The following is a 16,406-nucleotide window of genomic DNA, read 5'->3' on the forward strand; positions in this document are numbered from 1 at the left end:
CTTTTTCTTAGTGTGCCAGGCATGGCAACTATCTAGGTGGTGAAAGTCCACTGTGGGGGTACACATCGACCAACCACTAAGGAAGCGCAAGGTACTTATCGTGAGGTAAGGGCTGGAGGAAGCGTGGAATAAAATCTTGACTCGACGAACAGAAATCTGATACTAAGGCTCTACAAAGGGATTAGACTCCTAAGCAAGTTAAAGTCCAAAAGATGTGCGTAACTTTGTAGAGTAAATCAGGCGAGTAAAAGAGGAAAGATAGTTGTCTTACCCTGGGAGATCTTGCGGATGTACAGAAGTACAGTCGAAAAAAGGTTTGTCGCAAGAAGTCAGCAGAAGCCATAGTAATGAAATAAATTCATGAAGGGCTGAACAATTTATAGTGTTTCAACACCACGAATGCGTGAGTGACGAACTCCGAATGTGTTAATGGTAAAAGTATGAGCGTATCTCAAAGGATATCCAAAAGGGAGCTATCACTTACTACGTGAGAGGGAAGGAGAAACGAGTGTGGAACTTTTAGAACAGATTCTAAGTAATCTAAATATGAATGAAGCTTACTTACGTGTCTATAAAAATAAAGGTACAAGTGGGGTCGATGGAGCAACAGTCGACGAACTAAAGCAATATCTGAAAGAGAATAAGGATGATCTGCGTCAGCGCATCAGAACAAGAAAATACCAACCACAAGCTGCCTTAAGAGTGGAGATCCCAAAAGGAAATGGAAAGATGCGCAAGTTGGGAATACCAACAGTAGTGGATAGAGTAGTTCAACAAGCCATTCATCAAGTTCTCAGCCCGATATTTGAAGAACAGTTCAGCGAATTCAGTTACGGTTTCAGACCAAAAAGAAGTTGTGAGATGGCGATTATGAAAAGCCTGGAAATTCTGAATGATGGTCATGACTGGGTAGTCGACATTGATCTTGAAAGATTCTTTGATACAGTCCATCACGATAAAATCATGCGAATTATATCCAACACAATAAATGATGGAGATGTCATTTCTCTAATAAGAAAATACTTAGTTAGTGGGGTTATGGTGAATGGGAAATATGAAGAAACACCAGTTGGGACTCCGCAAGGAGGCAACCTCAGCCCTCTTTTGAGTAATATTATGTTGAACGAACTGGATAAGGAACTAGAAAGTAGAGGACTTCAATTCGTGAGATACGCTGATGACGCCCTGATTTTTGTGAAGAGCGAGAAAGCAGCGAGCAGAGTGATGAAATCAATCGTGAGATTTATAGAAGAGAAATTAGGTCTGATAGTCAATGCAGAGAAGAGTAAAATCTCTCGTCCAAAAGATCTGAAATTCTTAGGATTTGGATATTATTACGATTATAAAAATAAGAGATATCAAGTGAAACCTCATCCAAGTTCGGTACAGAAGTTTCAAAGGAAGCTTCGACAACTGACAAAACGAAGCTGGAGTGTTCCACTAGACTACCGAATATTGAAACTGAAACAAGTTATATTTGGATGGGTAAACTACTTCAGAGTGGCAAACATGAAAAAGGTGACTGAACGAATAGACAATAAGCTTCGTTCCAGAATTAGGGCCATCATCTGGAAACAATGGAAAGTAGCGAAGAAACAAATCAAATCGCTTATCCAGTTAGGGATTCCAGAGGAAGAAGCAAAAGGATTAACCTACTGTCGAAAAGGTTACCGATACATAGGATTATCAAAAGTCGTCCAAAGAGCAATCTCAAACAAAAGACTAAAGCAAAGGGGAGTCCCCTCTGCTTTAGAACATTATCTAAAAGTACACACTGTGATATAAATTGAAACGCCGTATACGCGATCCGTACGTACGGTGTTGTGAGAGGGGCGAAAATAATACATTTATTTTCCCTCTACTCGATTTCAAGTAACGGAGCATTTTGTTTAAAGGAGTTATAGCTAAAATGAGAGGAATGTTTAGATGGATTACATACAACATTTAAGGTCAATGGTAGGAAACGAGAAGGTTATTATGATTGTTTCGGGTGCATTTGTTTTTGATAAAGAAAATCGAGTGCTGATGCAAAAACGTTCTGATAATGGTCAATGGGGATTTCCAGGCGGATTTATGGATTTAGGAGAAAGTGTTCAAGATACAGCTAGAAGAGAAGTTTACGAAGAGACAGGACTTAAATTAGAAGAACTTGAGTTATTTGGGATTTATTCTGGTCCTCAATATGATAAGACATTTTCAAATGGAGACCAAGTATTACATAGTGGGGAGTTAGTTGAAAGTAACGAGGAGTCTATACAGAATAAATTTTATTCACTTAAAGAACTACCAGAGAATATATTCACGGAACATAAGATGCTTGTCGATGATTTATTATCGAAAAAACAACTTCCGATTATTGGGTAATAATTTTTCAACAAACAGGTGTAAGAGTTTAAGATCCAGCTACCATACTTGGTGGCTTTCTTATTGTACTAAAGAAGCAGTTTAATTAAAAAGGACTTTATAAAAAAAGGTAGAACTTAAAAATTAAAAAGGGGAGGGATTTGATGGCTTTAAAACATGGAACTGAAAAGTTTTATGATAACATTGCAGAAAAATATCACTGGTTTTTTTCATCATGGGATGATGTAATGGAACGACAAATGAAGAATTTAGTTCCGCAATTAAGGAATTATAATGCAGATACTATTCTTGATTGCTCCTGTGGTACAGGACTTCAAGCAATAGGTCTTGCAAAAGTTGGTTTTGATGTTGTAGGAACAGATTTAAGTCAGAACATGCTTGATAAAGCACAGAGAAACGCTACTGAAGCAAAAGTAAATCTAAGATTGTTGAAATCAGACTTAAGAGAATTAAATAGTAATGTTGTTGGTTTGTTTGATGCGGTTATATGTATGGGTAATTCCATTCCTCATCTGATGTCAGAAATTGATTTGAAAAAGGCGTTAAAAAATATCTACAATTGTGTTAATCAAAGTGGTGTAGCTATTTTTGAAATGAGGAATTATGACAAAATGTTGTCAGAGAAGCCAAGATTTCTCCCCATGAGAATTAACGATGAAAAAGATGGTAAATTTGTCAGCGTTTTATATGTGTTCGATTATCTTGAAAAAATTGTTAGATTTAACATTGTTTATTTAATTGAGGATAAGAATTCAGGTAATAAATCAATGGAAGTTGAGTCTGTTGATTATAACCCTATAAAAAGTGAAATATTTAAAAAATTATTATTGGAAGCTAGGTTTAAAGAAATTGAAGTATTAGAAGATGACCACAACTTACAATATATTGCAAAAAAATAGAAGCTAATACAACCTAATTTAGTGAAGCAATTTATTATCACTACTAAATATTGAAGCTATTTTTTCTTCAACTATAGGGTGCTAAAGTTTAAGATCTGCTTAGGATATGTAGCAGGTCTTTTTTTAACTTGCTATTATAATAATAAAGGTTTTTTAGAAGGGAATTTAATTACATTGGAAAAAACGATTAACGAACTTACATTATTGTTATTGTACCTAACTTCTTGGAATGAGAATGATTTACCAAACGAAATGAGAAGAAGTTGGAAAGGTTATCCATTTGATGCATTAAATGAACTTACAGATAAGGATTTTATCAGAGGAAGTATAAAGGCAAAGTCGGTTTATCTTACAGAGGAAGGTATAAAGGAAGCAGAAAAATTAGTTGGCAAATATTTAAATAATATGTAGAATTGTTGATTTTGTTGAACTAACAGTGCACCTATAGAATAATAACAAAAAACAACCTCTTGTGAGAATGAGAGAGTCCAATAACTGGCAAGAGGAAAGTAAAATACTCAAATACCAAGAGGCATAAAATGAATTATAACTAAATTAAAAAGATTGATCAAGGTTACCCAGGAGAATGTTTGTTATAAAGCGATCTAGAAAAAGATACCTTGTAACGATTGAGAGCAACGTTCAGACTATAGTAATTTTAGTAATTGCTATTGATGATGGTATGTGTCGGATACTTCGTAATCATTTATTAGTTGATGACAATGGAAATAAAATAGGTAAAGTCTCATTTACAGAAACGGTATTAGGTTAATTAGTGTTACTGAGGAATTTAGCGTAATTAAATTTTGTATTACATGAAAAACTTTGGTTATTATGTAAGGTTTTTTTAAAAGGAGAATCCTAGTTAAATTAAAAAAACACCATATAGGTGATTTACAAATGAAAGTATCAAAAATCATGTGAAATTGGGAAATTGCTTAATTTATTTTTGTTAAAAATGGTATAGATGTTTTTGGATCAACACTCATAGTTGCACTCGAACTCATATATGTATGATTCGTTGGGAAGTACGTATGACTAGGAAAGTATTAGCAAAAGAATGATTAAAAACAGGTGATATAGCTAAACAAATACCTGGTATGCTGATTCAAAATTTATGGATATTTATCATACAAAAAAAGAATCCTAATAAAAAAGTGAGGGTTCTAACATGTCAATAAAAAATCAATCGTTACTTAATATTATAATGGTTGTACTATCTTGGTCGTCATTACCTTTTTTAGGTATTCGTAATATAAAAAATTTTTTTCCTGCTACACTCCTAATTGGGATTATAGAAATACTGCATGCGCGAATTGGAAAAAAACGCAAATACTGGGTTTTTTACAATAAGCCAAACTCCTATCTATTTGATGAACTACCTTTTAATACTGGTCCGTTTATTTTTATCTCATTGTGGACTCTTAAGATAGGATACGGAAATTTTAAAAAGTTTATTTTAATCAATGCACTAGTACATGCTTTCTTTGCGTTTCCATACACATTTCTAGCAAAAAAAGTAAGATATTATTCCTTAGTTCGGCTCAATAATTTTCAATTTTTCCTCTATTTCTTCTCTAAGGCACCTATATTATATGGGGCTCAATATCTTTATGAGAATAGGAAGAAAATAATAGATAATAAATTAAATAAGTAGGACAAAGGACCTTCATTTTGAAGTCCTTTGTCCATATGTTTTAAATATATAGATTATACCAATTCCGTATTATAAGAAAGAACACTTTAAAAAGACAAAGAAATATTTCCTTTTGACCTTTTTTAATTTACCCACTCAGAATACTAAGTCATTGCTATACAGAGAAACTTTCTCCTGAAATGTCCTTTCAAAAAGTACCCCATGCATCAAAATATTTATGACTGCTAGGACCCTCATAAAATGTCGGAACTCTGCTTCTATCTTCTGAAAAATAAAGAATGTGAGGGAGGACGTCTTTCTTAACATTCCGTAGGTTCCTGTTCCATTTACGGCAAGCCGCCATACCGAACGAGCCGAAAACCTGTTGAAAGATTATTCTAAGAAGAAATGGTAAATTCTTGTCTGTAGCCAAGAATCGTGTCGCTTGCTTCGCATTGCTCCAAATCATTAGAGATTTCGGGTTGTTATAGGGCATCGAACCCAAACAACCCGACTATATCAACACCATGTTTATGATATAGCACGCTCTTTTTGTCCTTTTAGATTCTTGACGAATCAAAAAGTTCCAAAGAGCTTTTTCTTTTCTACTGTTTGAGAGATTAATTGCTTCGGGCGTTGAACCCTTCGCAATTAGGCGTTTACAGATCTTTCGATCTGATAGAAACGCCCAGCTCTAGCGTAGTGAACCTTCTTTGTTCTCCTCATTGTAATGAGTGGGCTTATAACCGAGTGAAGGGCTGGCGTCAGGCAAACAAAATCGGCAAAGCCAAGTAGGCTAAGGGGCAGTAAGAAAGCAGAAAAACACTTTCTGACTGCCCCTAAGTCATTGGGCTTTACTCGATTTTGAACGACAACTGGCAAGGACTAGGCCTGTTGTCTATGCCTGACTGGCGAGTTCGCTTCTTCGTAAGCGAACCCTTCACACGGTTTGCGCCCATCATTAGGAGTTAATCAAACAAAGAAAGGAGTGTTATAAATGGAAAAAATATACGAAATTTTACGAATCAAACAAGTTATTCAAGAAGTTGAAGGTGGAGACAAGTACATAGTTCGGTCACCACAAGATGGAGCAACTGTCGCATCAATGTTCATAGGTGATGAAGATCGGGAAGTATTCTTTGTGATGTGTCTGAATACAAAAAATCGAATCGTTGCCGTCCATCGTTGTCATGTTGGAGGTCTTAATGCTAGTTTAGTAGTACCACGTGAGGTGTTCAAATCCGCCATATTAAATAACAGCGCATCAATCATTGTAAGTCATCAGCACCCTTCAGGGGACGTCAATCCATCAAGAGAAGATCTTGACGTCACGAAGCATTTGGTGGAGTGTGGCAAGATCTTAGGAATCGAGGTCCTCGATCACATCATAGTGAATGATAAAGCCAACTATTTCAGCATGAAAGAAAAAGGATACGTCTAATATTCGAAGGAAGAGGGCAACCTCTTCTTTCTTCTTTCTTTTTTATAAAGAGTGTCGAAAGTAGGGGCATTGAGCCCTAACATTTCGAACTGCATTCAACGATTCGCGTTGATGCAGCATAAAAAATAGAGATATGCTATTCGTTGACTAAGTCAACATCGTGTGATATATTCTGTTGACTTGGTCAACAGAAAGGGGATAGGATGTGAAAAGATCTACGAAACGAATTAATGAACATTTTCCCGAATTTGAAGGGAAATTAAAAGCAAATAAGAACAATGTATTAATTGAAGAATCAATGAAAGGATTAAATGAAGTTGAAGTTACTTTTTTAAAGTTAGCTTGTTTTTTTGAAAATCCTGAACACGAAAAGTTTGATATTGGGCTGTTGTATCAACACTTAGACAATGATTGGTTAGAACTAGCGTTAGAATTAATAGCTCAATTCTTCAAAGAAGATACTTATTTGATTCAAATGCCAGCCCTTTCGTTCGTTAGAAAAGACAGCAAAGGCTTTTTTAATCAAAAACAATTTGCTGATTTTTTAGCGGAGAATGAACTAAATTATGACAGACGTAAATTGAATGTGTATTTTAGTAGAGGGAAGCTTCCAAATCCTGATTTGGAACTTGGAGGAACACCTTATTGGAGTCAAACATCAGTTGAAAAGTTCTGCGAAGAAGAGAAAAAGCGGTTAAAAAAATGATGACTTTAATGTATGAATTCCTTCCTTATTTATTTGCTTTAAATACTTGAAAACAAGAAAAAATTAATGTTATTCTAAACAGCATAGTACAAGAAAAGACCTAAATGCTGCTGTACACCAGTATTTATAATTTTAGCTGCGTTGCATTTGAAGCAACGGCTCAGGTTGAGTAGTTAAAAGGAAAAAAAGTAACCTACCCTCTACCGTTTTGCCGAACAGACAGGGTGGTTACTTTTTTTGATTTATGGTGTTGATTATATTTTTGTAAATAGTATAAACAGTACTAGTGTCATTTTACTATTACAGAATAATGCAGAGAAAATACTTATGTAAATAATGTTAATTATTCATAGAATCATGTCTGTTTTTCTGCTATCATAATAAGACAATTGCATAGCAGGGTGGGCGGTTGAGCCTCTCATAAGGGAGGTGCAACTGATGGACATAAATACAGCAATGTTTATGATAGCGTTAGTGACTTTAATCGTCCTATTGATCGAGAAAATAAACAAGTAATCCACCCTGCTCTTTGGCCAGAACGGGTGGATTACTTCTCTAAGTAAGAACCTTATTACTGCCAATCGCTCACTTTGCGATCGCAATTGTACAGGTAACCGTAGTGTTGGCGCACTGCGGTTATTTTTATTGTACTGATTGTTTCTATAATTATTCTTATTGTACCCATTTTACCTTATTTTTCAATCTTTTTGAATCTTTTGTACTTACATTATAGCACTTTTCTTGCTTATAAAAAAATATATAGGATTCATTTCATTATGTAAAGTGATACATTATTAATTCATCAAATTTTAGTCAGGAGTATTGGTTACATACTCCAGAAGTCTTCAAAATCAACATTATATCCTTCTTTTTTTAGGGTCTTAATAATCTTTTGGCCGTTCTTCATGGAAGGCCGATACTCATCCGATTGTGTTAGCCGACTAATACTATTTCTATTGACCCCACTATGCTTTGACAAATCCTGTTGTGTAATGGAATGTCGATCAAGAAATTTGCCAAACTTTGATCTTTTCTTACCCAGCCCAAACATTGTTCTTTCCGCCTCCTGAACCATATTCTTAGCAACATCATTGACTGAAGGCTTGTCTTTTATTCACTTTCGTGTGATTTTTTCATCAAAGTGTGAATAATGGACAAGCCTTCCTTAATAGCATGTAGTAAAGGGCGTTGAGTACAAGACGTCAATAATAGGGAGGAATGAAGATGATTAAAGAAATGGCTATGTTATTGCTTGAAGGGAAGGACGTCTATTTAACAGAGGAAGGAAAAAGACTTCTCGAAGAATTGGTTTCTAGAAATACAAATCAAACTCAAGGAAGTGAGAAATAAACCATGGTATATCGACCAACGGTTCGTTATGCAGATACCTTTAAGGAATATGTGGATGATTTATTTCATGCTACTGACTTAGATCGTAATCAAATCATGAGGGCAGCTCTTTTTTCTGCGGCTTTTTCTCCTTCATTCGAATCCATTTTGAAACAATATCAGAAGGGAGATGTACCTCTTCCATCGGCAAAGTGGTTGGAAGAAGATCACTTGTTATGGCTTGAGCAAAAGCCATCAAATAAGAAAAAGAAAGGGAAAAACGTCTATGTAAACGTACGAAGAGAAGTAGAGATTACAAAAGATCCTAACAAAGATAGAGAATCTAATGAAGAAAAAGCACAAAAAAATGGAAGTATGCAGTTGGTCGAGAGACGAGAAGGGAAATTTCCTACTGAACGATTTGTCTTTAAAAACCAAGGAGGTATCTCCATTAAAATTGGATAGACCAAGGAAGATCTTGTATGTACCTGGTCATAATTGATTTTATGTAATGAAGAAAGTTGGTTCACAGAGAGTGAGATGGATGTACTGATTGTGTTTGCTATTATCGGTGTGTATTGGAGATTGTTTTTTTAGGATGGTATAAACTATCAATACCTTATGAACACTTATCGTGTTTTTAATAAAAAAGAGGGTGTTTTATGTTGTGATTTACGCTGTGGGAAAACACCCTTGCTAATTGAATAAATAATTTTTTGACTAAATGTATTCATCCCCATAGGCAGCTCTTCATTGATTTAGAATCTTTGAATATCATAATATGTATTTCGTAGTTGAATGGTCTGTATAAAATGACCCAGGTCTGCTGAATTAAGGTTGGAAAGATTGAGGGGAATTGACAGAGAGTCTAAAATTATAAGAACATTTTGATCTTATTTGTTTCCAGTAACATAATGACTTTTGAAGAGCGTTTATTAAACAAATTTTACTTTGAAAATATATAGGGGGTTTTAAGAATATCTTTAAAAGTTCGTTAAAAACAAAAGGAATTGGGCGGCAGCACTACGGACTGATCAGAAAGTAAAGGACACTTTCTGTCATTCCGATACGTGTCGCTTCGATACTAAATGGCCCGATAACCACGGTCTTTACGGCTATCGCCTACATTCCGTAGGTTCCTGTTCCATTTGCGGCAAGCCGCCGTACCGAACGAGCCGGAACACTAAAGACAAAAAGAATAATGAAATATGGTAGCAGCCTAAAGGCTGCTTTTATTTTTGTTTTTTCCTCCCTTTTGCGCTACGAATCGTACAAGTTCGTAATCCAGCTAACCATCTAGCAGGTTGAGCCTCCTAGGCTGCGCCCTCCACCTGCTAGAAGCTAAGTTGGATCGACACCAGGTCAAGGGGCAAAAAAGTTTTTTGATTAAGGGCGCTTTGCAACATCAAATAACTTGTTGTGCTATTCCCTTGACCCGTTGCCGATACTCCTTGTTCGTTCTCCACGTCAAAAGGGCGAAAAAAATTCCCTTTGGGAAATACATCGCTCATAGCGCAAAAACAAGGGAGGAAAAACAAATGGCAAAACAAAAAGCTCTAGAAGAAATCAACCAACAATTAGAACAAGGAATTCAAGAAATAATGATGAGTGAAAAGTTCCAAGAATGGTTGAAATTTCTCTCGACGTTTCATACGTATAGTTTTAATAATACGGTTTTAATTTACTCGCAAAAGGCAGATGCAACACTAGTCAAGGGTTTTAATGAATGGAAAAAGGATGGGAGGATCGTTAAGAAAGGGGAGAAGGCAATCAAAATTTTGGCGCCACTTATTCGTAAGCAAAGGGAAGAGAAAAAAGAAGAAAACGAAGGGGAGAAAGAAAAAAAGGTGTTATATGGGTTCAGATATGTTAATGTTTTCGATCTTTCACAAACAGAAGGAAAAGAGATTCCAACTCCAGAAGTAAAAATGCTAGAAGGAGACGGAGAACAAGAAAAAGCATTACTTCAGGAATGGAGTATAAAAATAGATATTCCTGTTGTGTTTAAGGATACTGGGGAAGCAAATGGTTATTTTCACCTTGTGGAGAATTACATAGCTATTCATCAAAATCGCAGCACCACACAGCAACTAAAAACATTGATCCATGAATATGCCCATTATTTGCTGCATGCAAAAGGTGCAAAGTTTGAGAAAGAAAATAGAAGAATAAAAGAAGCGCAAGCAGAAGCAGTTGCTTATGTGGTCATGAACCACTTTGGATATGATACCTCACAATACAGCTTTGGTTATATCGCTGGATGGAGCAAAGATGTTACGATCATGAAACAGATTGGGGAGGATATTGTAAAATGTAGTCATCATATCATCGAAGATTTGAATAAACCAGCAAAGAAAACAGAAGTAGTGAAGATCTAAAGGGATTTTCCTAATTTCCATAAATAAAAAACGGGGAGTTTATTTATCTTTACCAATGTAACTCCCCACCTAACTATTTTTGTTATTGGTCCTTTAAAGGAGGTAAATTCATGAATACATGTCCTTATTGTGGAAGTGAAGTTGAATCGTATGGAGATCATTATTCTTGTCTCTATTGTGTAATGTTAATCGATACGAACGATGTACAGGAGAACGGAAAACGAAAAAACTATCTTCCAGATTCTCAACCAAAATATGAAGATCTTTACCTGAAAACCCCTGAATTAATGGCCTTGAATACAATTGAGTTGTTGTACCTTTTAAAATTTGCTAGAGCTGAGCGAGGTTCCATTTATAGCCAGCGCAAATTATTCCTTCAGGCAATGAAGGAAGGTGCTAGTGAATATGAAGAGGCTGAAAAGTATACATTTAAAGAGTATGAATTCTGGACTCGAAAGTGCTTTGTCTTAGAAAATCTTATCCGGGAACGAATTAGTTATATACCTAAAAAATTAACAGAATCATATATTGAAAATTTTGCTGGTAGAATGCTGAATTCAGCGAAGAAAGATATGTGTATACGTCAGCCAAAACGCTTAAAGAAATAGAACTGAAATATCAACAGACAACAAATTAAATACAGTCATCCTCTCAGGCTCTATCATAGTCTCTTATTTCTTTTGAAGCTTCTTTTTGATTTTGTTTAAATTCCCTAGTCCTTAAGCTTCATTCCAGCTGGAGCTATGTTATTTTTCTTTTGGCTAACAAAGGAAAAATACTTTGTGTAAAGTATTTGTAATGACATATCTTAAGTAAAATATGTGTGCTTTCTTTATCAATAGGACCAATGAGTAATAAAGGAAAACTGCCGAAGCAAGATAATATCCTGCTCCGACTTTAATGTTTTTAGGAGATTATTTTTTCAGCCAGCTGCTCATATAGTCCTCATCTTCCAAAGCATGGGCATCTTTAACAATATAAAGGGGACGGAATGTATCAACCATGACTGCCAGTTCCTGGGTTTCCTTTTTTCCAATACTTGCTTCAATTTTACCTGGATGCGGTCCATGAGGAAGTCCGCTTGGGTGAAGGGTAATCGAACCTTGTTCAATACCCCGGCGACTCATAAAATCACCGTCGACGTAATAGAGAACCTCATCACTGTCCACATTACTATGTACATAAGGTGCAGGAATAGCTTCGGGATGATAGTCGTACAAACGTGGCACAAATGAACATATTACATAATTATGTGCTTCAAACGTTTGGTGGACTGGAGGTGGCTGATGAACACGACCTGTGATCGGTTCAAAGTCATGGATACTGAATGCGTAAGGATAGAGATAACCATCCCAGCCTACTGCATCGAGAGGATGGAAATCATAGGTGTAGGCTGTGATCATTCCTTGTGCACGTACTCGAATTTCAAATTCACCTTTTTCATTTTTGGGCTCTAATCTTTCTGGTGTTCTGAAATCGCGCTCACAAAAAGGGGAATGCTCAAGAAGTTGGCCAAATTCATTCCTGTACCGCTTTGGTGTCAAAATGGACGAATTTGATTCAACGATAAAAAAGCGGGCTTCTTCTGATTCCAAAACAACACGATAGGTTGTTCCGATCGGAATAACGAGGTAGTCACCAGATTTAAAGCTTAATTCGCCAAAAATGCTTTCGATTTTACCCGTTCCTTCATGTACAAATAACAATTCATCACCTTCGCCATTACGGTAAAAATAATCCATCTGCTGGTTGGGACGTGAGACTCCTAACGCCACATCATCGTTTGCCATGAAAATTTTCCGTGCTTCAAGGAAATCGCCGCCCGGTTCTGTGTTCCATGTCCGGAAATGCCGGTGTCTTAAAGCTCCTTTTTCTTCATATTCATATCGAACATCACGAATTTTTTCGGCTTTCTTCACTTGTGTTGGCTGATTGATGTGGTAAATAAGCGATTGAATACTAGAGAATCCTTTAGTGCCCATCAACTGCTCATAATAAAGACTTCCGTCTTCTTGACGGAATTGGGTATGGCGTTTATGGGGAATGCGCCCCATTTTAATGTAATGTGTCATCATTAAAAACTCCTTCCATAAACCTTTTTTAATAAAGTGGTTAAATTTCCATTGTTTCGGCATCTAAAATGTCAGCTATTGAAACAGCTGGCAAAACTTTGCCGCTTACTTCACCAAAGCCAATTCGATACCCGTCTCCCTGACACCATCCGCTGATGGTTATTGTGTCTCCATCTTCGATCCAGCACCGTTCACCTCCGCCGTTAAGCTGGAGCGGTTGAGCACCACGCCAAGTCAGTTCAAGCAGGCTTCCACGTTCTTCACGATTAGGCCCGCTAATTGTTCCAGAAGCATGCATATCGCCAGGACGAATGTTGCACCCTGTGATGGTATGATGAGCTACCTGCTGGGCAATCGACCAATACATATAGTTAAAATTGGTATTGGTAATTTTCGTTGTTCCTTCTTTATTTTCTGGGGTCAGATATACCTCAAGGTTAATATTAAAAGCGCCATCTTTTGTTTGCTGCAGGTAAGGAAGCGGTTTTGGTTCCTGCTTCGGTCCTGCTACACGGAACGGCTCTAGTGCTTCTAACGGCACAACCCAAGGAGAGATGGAAGTAGCAAAATTTTTGGCAAGGAATGGGCCCAGCGGCTGGTACTCCCATGCCTGTATATCACGCGCACTCCAGTCATTTACAAGAACAAGCCCAAAAACATGATCTTCAGCTTTATTAACCGGAATAGGCTCTCCAAGATTGTTGCCAGGTCCTATAAACCATCCCATTTCAAGTTCAAAATCAAGTTGGATAGATGGTCCGAAAACCGGATATTCTGAATCCTGAGATTTTCGCTGTCCTAATGGACGCCTTATGGACGTCCCGCTTGGAACAACAGAACTAGCACGTCCATGATATCCAACCGGCAGGTGTGTCCAGTTTGGCATCAGTGCATGATCTTTTCCCCTAAACATCGTTCCCACATTGGTGGCATGCTCTTTGGAGGCATAGAAATCTGTATAGTCCCCAATCTCAGCTGGTAAAAGCATTTGTACATCAGCCAATAAATTAAACGCTCTTGAGCGGAGTTCTTCATTATCACGTATATCAGGCGTATCTGCATTCAAAAGATATTGAAGTTTCGAACGAACAGCTGTCCAGACAGGACAGCCCAGGGCCATAAATGGATTAAGTGATGAAGCAGAAAAAATTTCTTTTCTTTCTGCTCCAGTGCCGTCTAATAACCCTGCTTCATCGATAACAGATAAATCCAGAACATAATCGCCAATAGCTGTACCTACACGTGGTGATTGGCCTTTTTTTTGAAAAATACCATAAGGTAAGTTTTGAATAGGAAAATGCGAATCTGGTTTTGTATCGATAAAAGAATGGTTCATCGTACTGCCTCCCCATGAAAGATCGTAAGCTCTCCTAGTTCTTGCCGAGGCTCATCAAAGCTGCAGCTTCCGTATGACGCAGCAAAAAAATTTCGGGCATGATTGATCTCAGAAGAATTAACGGTCAAGTTACACCAGGAAAGTGTGTCTCTTGTAAATGAAAAGTTGGTCATGTCCTCATCAAGCAGTATCGCTTGGATGATAGCTTTATTAACTGAACGGCAGTAAGCCATGATGGAAGCAGTGAAGACATTAACGAAACCATGCATGAATGTTTCAACTTCTTCCCGGTATTGGCGAAGTGGATGATGAAGACCTGCTGTGAATTTAAGAGCCAGACCTCGCTGTTTGGATTCATAAATAACAAATGCTACTTGTTTCGCAGTAGGAAACAAATTCGAAGTAATGCCACCCATACGAAATTTAATACCGAGACTTCCTGGTGATGTTTTATTGTGCTTCTGAATAAAATCTAACTTTGCTAGTAGCTGATCATTTGTTCCTGTTATTTCACAAAATATCCGATAATCCGCTAACTGTTTAGTAACTTTCTCTAAAAACACATAATCAAGCTGTGAGGAAAGCGGGACTTCAATAGTTTCTATAAAACCTGCATTTTTGTAGGTTTCCAAAAAGAGTTGTAAAGCCATTAATTCCGATTCAAACTTTTCAGAATTGCTAAGGATAACAGATAATCGTAGGGGATACTGATCATTAAAATCATCCCTAAAAGGTTCCAGTTCCTTCAATCTGGAAGCGGGAAGAACAAATGGTCCAAGCATCCAACAATTCGGTCCATGGATATACGAATGATAATTTTTAATTGCTTCCGTAAGGGAAAGGGCTGCTGGCGGAAACAGTCCAGCATAATCAATAAGTTCTGTCATGAAATGACTGACCGCGTCCTCTTTCCACATTACATTGACTTTTGTTAGCAATCGTCTAACACCTCCTGTTAAAGGAGGTCATACCGGATATCATCTCGGTATGACCGGTTTAAGTTAAATGTTTCCACGTAGTGCTTGTTCACGTTCAATCGATTCAAATAAAGCTTTAAAATTTCCATCGCCGAAGCCAAGCGCACCTTTACGCTGAATAATTTCTATAAACAAGGTTGGGCGGTCCACAAGTGGTTTTGTAAAGATTTGTAGCAAATACCCTTCATCATCTCGATCGACTAGAATATTAAGTTCCTGAAGTCGTTTTACATCTTCATCGATTTCTCCCACACGATTGGCGAGGTCTTCATAATAAGTATCAGGGGTAGTTAGGAATTCCACACCACTTTCCCTTAATGCAGCTACGGTACCAATAATATCGTTTGTCAATAGGGCAAGATGCTGAACGCCTGGTCCATTATAGTAATCTAGGTATTCTTGAATCTGAGATTTGCGCTTTCCTTCAGCTGGCTCGTTAATTGGAAATTTAATGCGTCCTGTTCCATTCATCATCACTTTGGACATGAGTGCAGAGTATTCAGTCGAAATATCTTCATCATCAAAATGTTTTAGAACAGTAAAGCCAAATACCTTCTCATAATAACTAGTCCATTCTTCCATTACTTCTACATTACCAACGAGGTGGTCAACACCGATTAATCCTGTAGGCTTGGCAGATAAGATATCATCACGCGCTTCAAACCCTGGCATAAATACGCCTTTATAATCAAGCGGTTCAACAAGCGTGTGAATCGTATCGCCGTAGGTACCAAGAACAGCTTTTTTTACTTTGCCGTTTTCATCCTCTTCAATCCATGGTTCCCGGATAGCGATAGCCCCTCTCTCGACGGCACCTGCATATGTTTTCTCTAAATCTTTTACAAGAAGGGCAATATCTTTTACTCCTTCACCATGAGTTTTAATAAATGAAGCTATGTCAGTGTTTTCTGATAATGTACCGGTCAAAATTAAACGGATGGTCCCTTGTTCCATCACATACGAAACACGGTCACGTGAACCAGTTTCCAGCCCTTTATATGCAACAAGCTTGAAACCAAATGCTTTAGCATAATAATAAGCAGTCTGCTTGGCATTTCCTGTATAAATCTCTACGTAATGAACATTTTTAACTGGAAAAACTTCCTCCTTCTTTGCTTTAGATGATTGAATTATTTTTTCTACCATTTTCACCGCTCCCTTATACATTTTTCGTGTAGACAGAATCTTCTAAATTAACTGTCTGTAATGTAAATCATCATATGACAGAAAAAAATATCCCGCAAACCTAGGTTTTAACGCGTTTTTTC

General features: G+C 37.1%; 16 protein-coding genes. 11 read left to right on the forward strand and 5 right to left on the reverse strand.

What is annotated here, in order from left to right; translation table 11 throughout:
* Positions 1-510: 510 nt before the first annotated feature.
* From ltrA to WQ54_RS14465, 7 genes are all read left to right on the forward strand, one after another.
* Positions 511-1,785, forward strand: coding sequence for a group II intron reverse transcriptase/maturase (ltrA, locus tag WQ54_RS14425; protein ID WP_046517641.1), 1,275 nt, complete (start codon positions 511-513; stop codon positions 1,783-1,785).
* Positions 1,786-1,926: 141 nt separating this feature from the next.
* Positions 1,927-2,364, forward strand: a complete 438-nt coding sequence (locus WQ54_RS14430; protein WP_046517643.1) for an NUDIX hydrolase — start codon at positions 1,927-1,929, stop codon at positions 2,362-2,364.
* A 143-nt stretch (positions 2,365-2,507) separates the two neighbouring features.
* Positions 2,508-3,263 carry a class I SAM-dependent methyltransferase gene (locus tag WQ54_RS14435; protein ID WP_046517644.1) on the forward strand — a complete coding sequence of 252 codons (756 nt, stop codon included), beginning with the start codon at positions 2,508-2,510 and terminating at the stop codon, positions 3,261-3,263.
* Positions 3,264-3,437: 174 nt separating this feature from the next.
* Positions 3,438-3,674 (forward strand): DUF6429 family protein, encoded by a 237-nt coding sequence (locus tag WQ54_RS14440; protein ID WP_046517646.1) that lies wholly within the window; start codon positions 3,438-3,440, stop codon positions 3,672-3,674.
* Between the two features lie 760 nt (positions 3,675-4,434).
* Entirely contained in the window at positions 4,435-4,920 is a 486-nt protein-coding gene (locus WQ54_RS14450; protein ID WP_046517649.1) for a hypothetical protein, read from the forward strand.
* Between the two features lie 976 nt (positions 4,921-5,896).
* Positions 5,897-6,340, forward strand: coding sequence for a RadC family protein (locus tag WQ54_RS14460; protein WP_084822065.1), 444 nt, complete (start codon positions 5,897-5,899; stop codon positions 6,338-6,340).
* 205 nt (positions 6,341-6,545) lie between these two features.
* The gene (locus tag WQ54_RS14465; protein ID WP_046517652.1) at positions 6,546-7,046 is read left to right on the forward strand and encodes a hypothetical protein; all 501 of its coding nucleotides are present in this window, start codon (positions 6,546-6,548) and stop codon (positions 7,044-7,046) included.
* Between the two features lie 826 nt (positions 7,047-7,872).
* Here WQ54_RS14465 and WQ54_RS14470 read toward each other — a convergent pair.
* Positions 7,873-8,097 (reverse strand): helix-turn-helix transcriptional regulator, encoded by a 225-nt coding sequence (locus WQ54_RS14470; RefSeq protein ID WP_046517654.1) that lies wholly within the window; start codon positions 8,095-8,097, stop codon positions 7,873-7,875.
* Positions 8,098-8,270: 173 nt separating this feature from the next.
* Between WQ54_RS14470 and WQ54_RS35295 the strand changes: the two genes are divergently transcribed.
* The 4 genes from WQ54_RS35295 to WQ54_RS14485 all read left to right on the forward strand — a co-directional run bounded on the left by WQ54_RS35295 (position 8,271) and on the right by WQ54_RS14485 (position 11,361).
* Positions 8,271-8,396, forward strand: coding sequence for a hypothetical protein (locus WQ54_RS35295; RefSeq protein ID WP_269431572.1), 126 nt, complete (start codon positions 8,271-8,273; stop codon positions 8,394-8,396).
* 3 nt (positions 8,397-8,399) lie between these two features.
* A complete protein-coding gene (locus WQ54_RS14475; RefSeq protein ID WP_046517656.1) occupies positions 8,400-8,840 on the forward strand; it encodes a hypothetical protein in 441 nt (146 codons plus the stop codon).
* Positions 8,841-9,913: 1,073 nt separating this feature from the next.
* Positions 9,914-10,753, forward strand: coding sequence for an ArdC-like ssDNA-binding domain-containing protein (locus tag WQ54_RS14480; protein WP_046517705.1), 840 nt, complete (start codon positions 9,914-9,916; stop codon positions 10,751-10,753).
* 110 nt (positions 10,754-10,863) lie between these two features.
* Entirely contained in the window at positions 10,864-11,361 is a 498-nt protein-coding gene (locus tag WQ54_RS14485; RefSeq protein ID WP_046517658.1) for a hypothetical protein, read from the forward strand.
* 306 nt (positions 11,362-11,667) lie between these two features.
* On the opposite strand, the gene WQ54_RS14490 is transcribed toward WQ54_RS14485, so the two are convergent.
* From WQ54_RS14490 to hppD, 4 genes are all read right to left on the reverse strand, one after another.
* Positions 11,668-12,825, reverse strand: a complete 1,158-nt coding sequence (locus WQ54_RS14490; RefSeq protein ID WP_046517660.1) for a homogentisate 1,2-dioxygenase — start codon at positions 12,823-12,825, stop codon at positions 11,668-11,670.
* 40 nt (positions 12,826-12,865) lie between these two features.
* Positions 12,866-14,161: a fumarylacetoacetase gene (gene fahA, locus WQ54_RS14495; RefSeq protein ID WP_046517661.1), complete on the reverse strand. Its 1,296-nt coding sequence runs from the start codon at positions 14,159-14,161 to the stop codon at positions 12,866-12,868.
* Complete coding sequence (locus WQ54_RS14500) at positions 14,158-15,099, reverse strand: hypothetical protein (RefSeq protein ID WP_052737796.1); 942 nt, start codon at positions 15,097-15,099, stop codon at positions 14,158-14,160. Before WQ54_RS14500 ends, fahA begins: the two co-directional genes overlap by 4 nt.
* Before the next feature lie 63 nt (positions 15,100-15,162).
* Positions 15,163-16,284, reverse strand: a complete 1,122-nt coding sequence (gene hppD, locus WQ54_RS14505) for a 4-hydroxyphenylpyruvate dioxygenase (protein WP_046517663.1) — start codon at positions 16,282-16,284, stop codon at positions 15,163-15,165.
* Positions 16,285-16,406 lie beyond the last annotated feature (122 nt).

Origin of the sequence: Bacillus sp. SA1-12, from assembly GCF_000981385.1 — a bacterium.
Lineage (GTDB): Bacteria > Bacillota > Bacilli > Bacillales > Bacillaceae > Metabacillus.

Excerpts from the sequence above, each read along its gene's own strand:
- WQ54_RS14430 (WP_046517643.1), top strand. The coding sequence starts at position 1,927 with ATGGATTACATACAACATTTAAGGTCAATGGTAGGAAACGAGAAGGTT.
- WQ54_RS14435 (WP_046517644.1), top strand. The coding sequence starts at position 2,508 with ATGGCTTTAAAACATGGAACTGAAAAGTTTTATGATAACATTGCAGAA.
- WQ54_RS14450 (WP_046517649.1), top strand. The coding sequence starts at position 4,435 with ATGTCAATAAAAAATCAATCGTTACTTAATATTATAATGGTTGTACTA.
- WQ54_RS14460 (WP_084822065.1), top strand. The coding sequence starts at position 5,897 with ATGGAAAAAATATACGAAATTTTACGAATCAAACAAGTTATTCAAGAA.
- WQ54_RS14470 (WP_046517654.1), bottom strand. The coding sequence starts at position 8,097 with ATGTTTGGGCTGGGTAAGAAAAGATCAAAGTTTGGCAAATTTCTTGAT.
- WQ54_RS35295 (WP_269431572.1), top strand. The coding sequence starts at position 8,271 with ATGATTAAAGAAATGGCTATGTTATTGCTTGAAGGGAAGGACGTCTAT.
- WQ54_RS14475 (WP_046517656.1), top strand. The coding sequence starts at position 8,400 with ATGGTATATCGACCAACGGTTCGTTATGCAGATACCTTTAAGGAATAT.
- WQ54_RS14480 (WP_046517705.1), top strand. The coding sequence starts at position 9,914 with ATGGCAAAACAAAAAGCTCTAGAAGAAATCAACCAACAATTAGAACAA.
- WQ54_RS14485 (WP_046517658.1), top strand. The coding sequence starts at position 10,864 with ATGAATACATGTCCTTATTGTGGAAGTGAAGTTGAATCGTATGGAGAT.
- WQ54_RS14490 (WP_046517660.1), bottom strand. The coding sequence starts at position 12,825 with ATGACACATTACATTAAAATGGGGCGCATTCCCCATAAACGCCATACC.
- fahA (WP_046517661.1), bottom strand. The coding sequence starts at position 14,161 with ATGAACCATTCTTTTATCGATACAAAACCAGATTCGCATTTTCCTATT.
- hppD (WP_046517663.1), bottom strand. The coding sequence starts at position 16,284 with ATGGTAGAAAAAATAATTCAATCATCTAAAGCAAAGAAGGAGGAAGTT.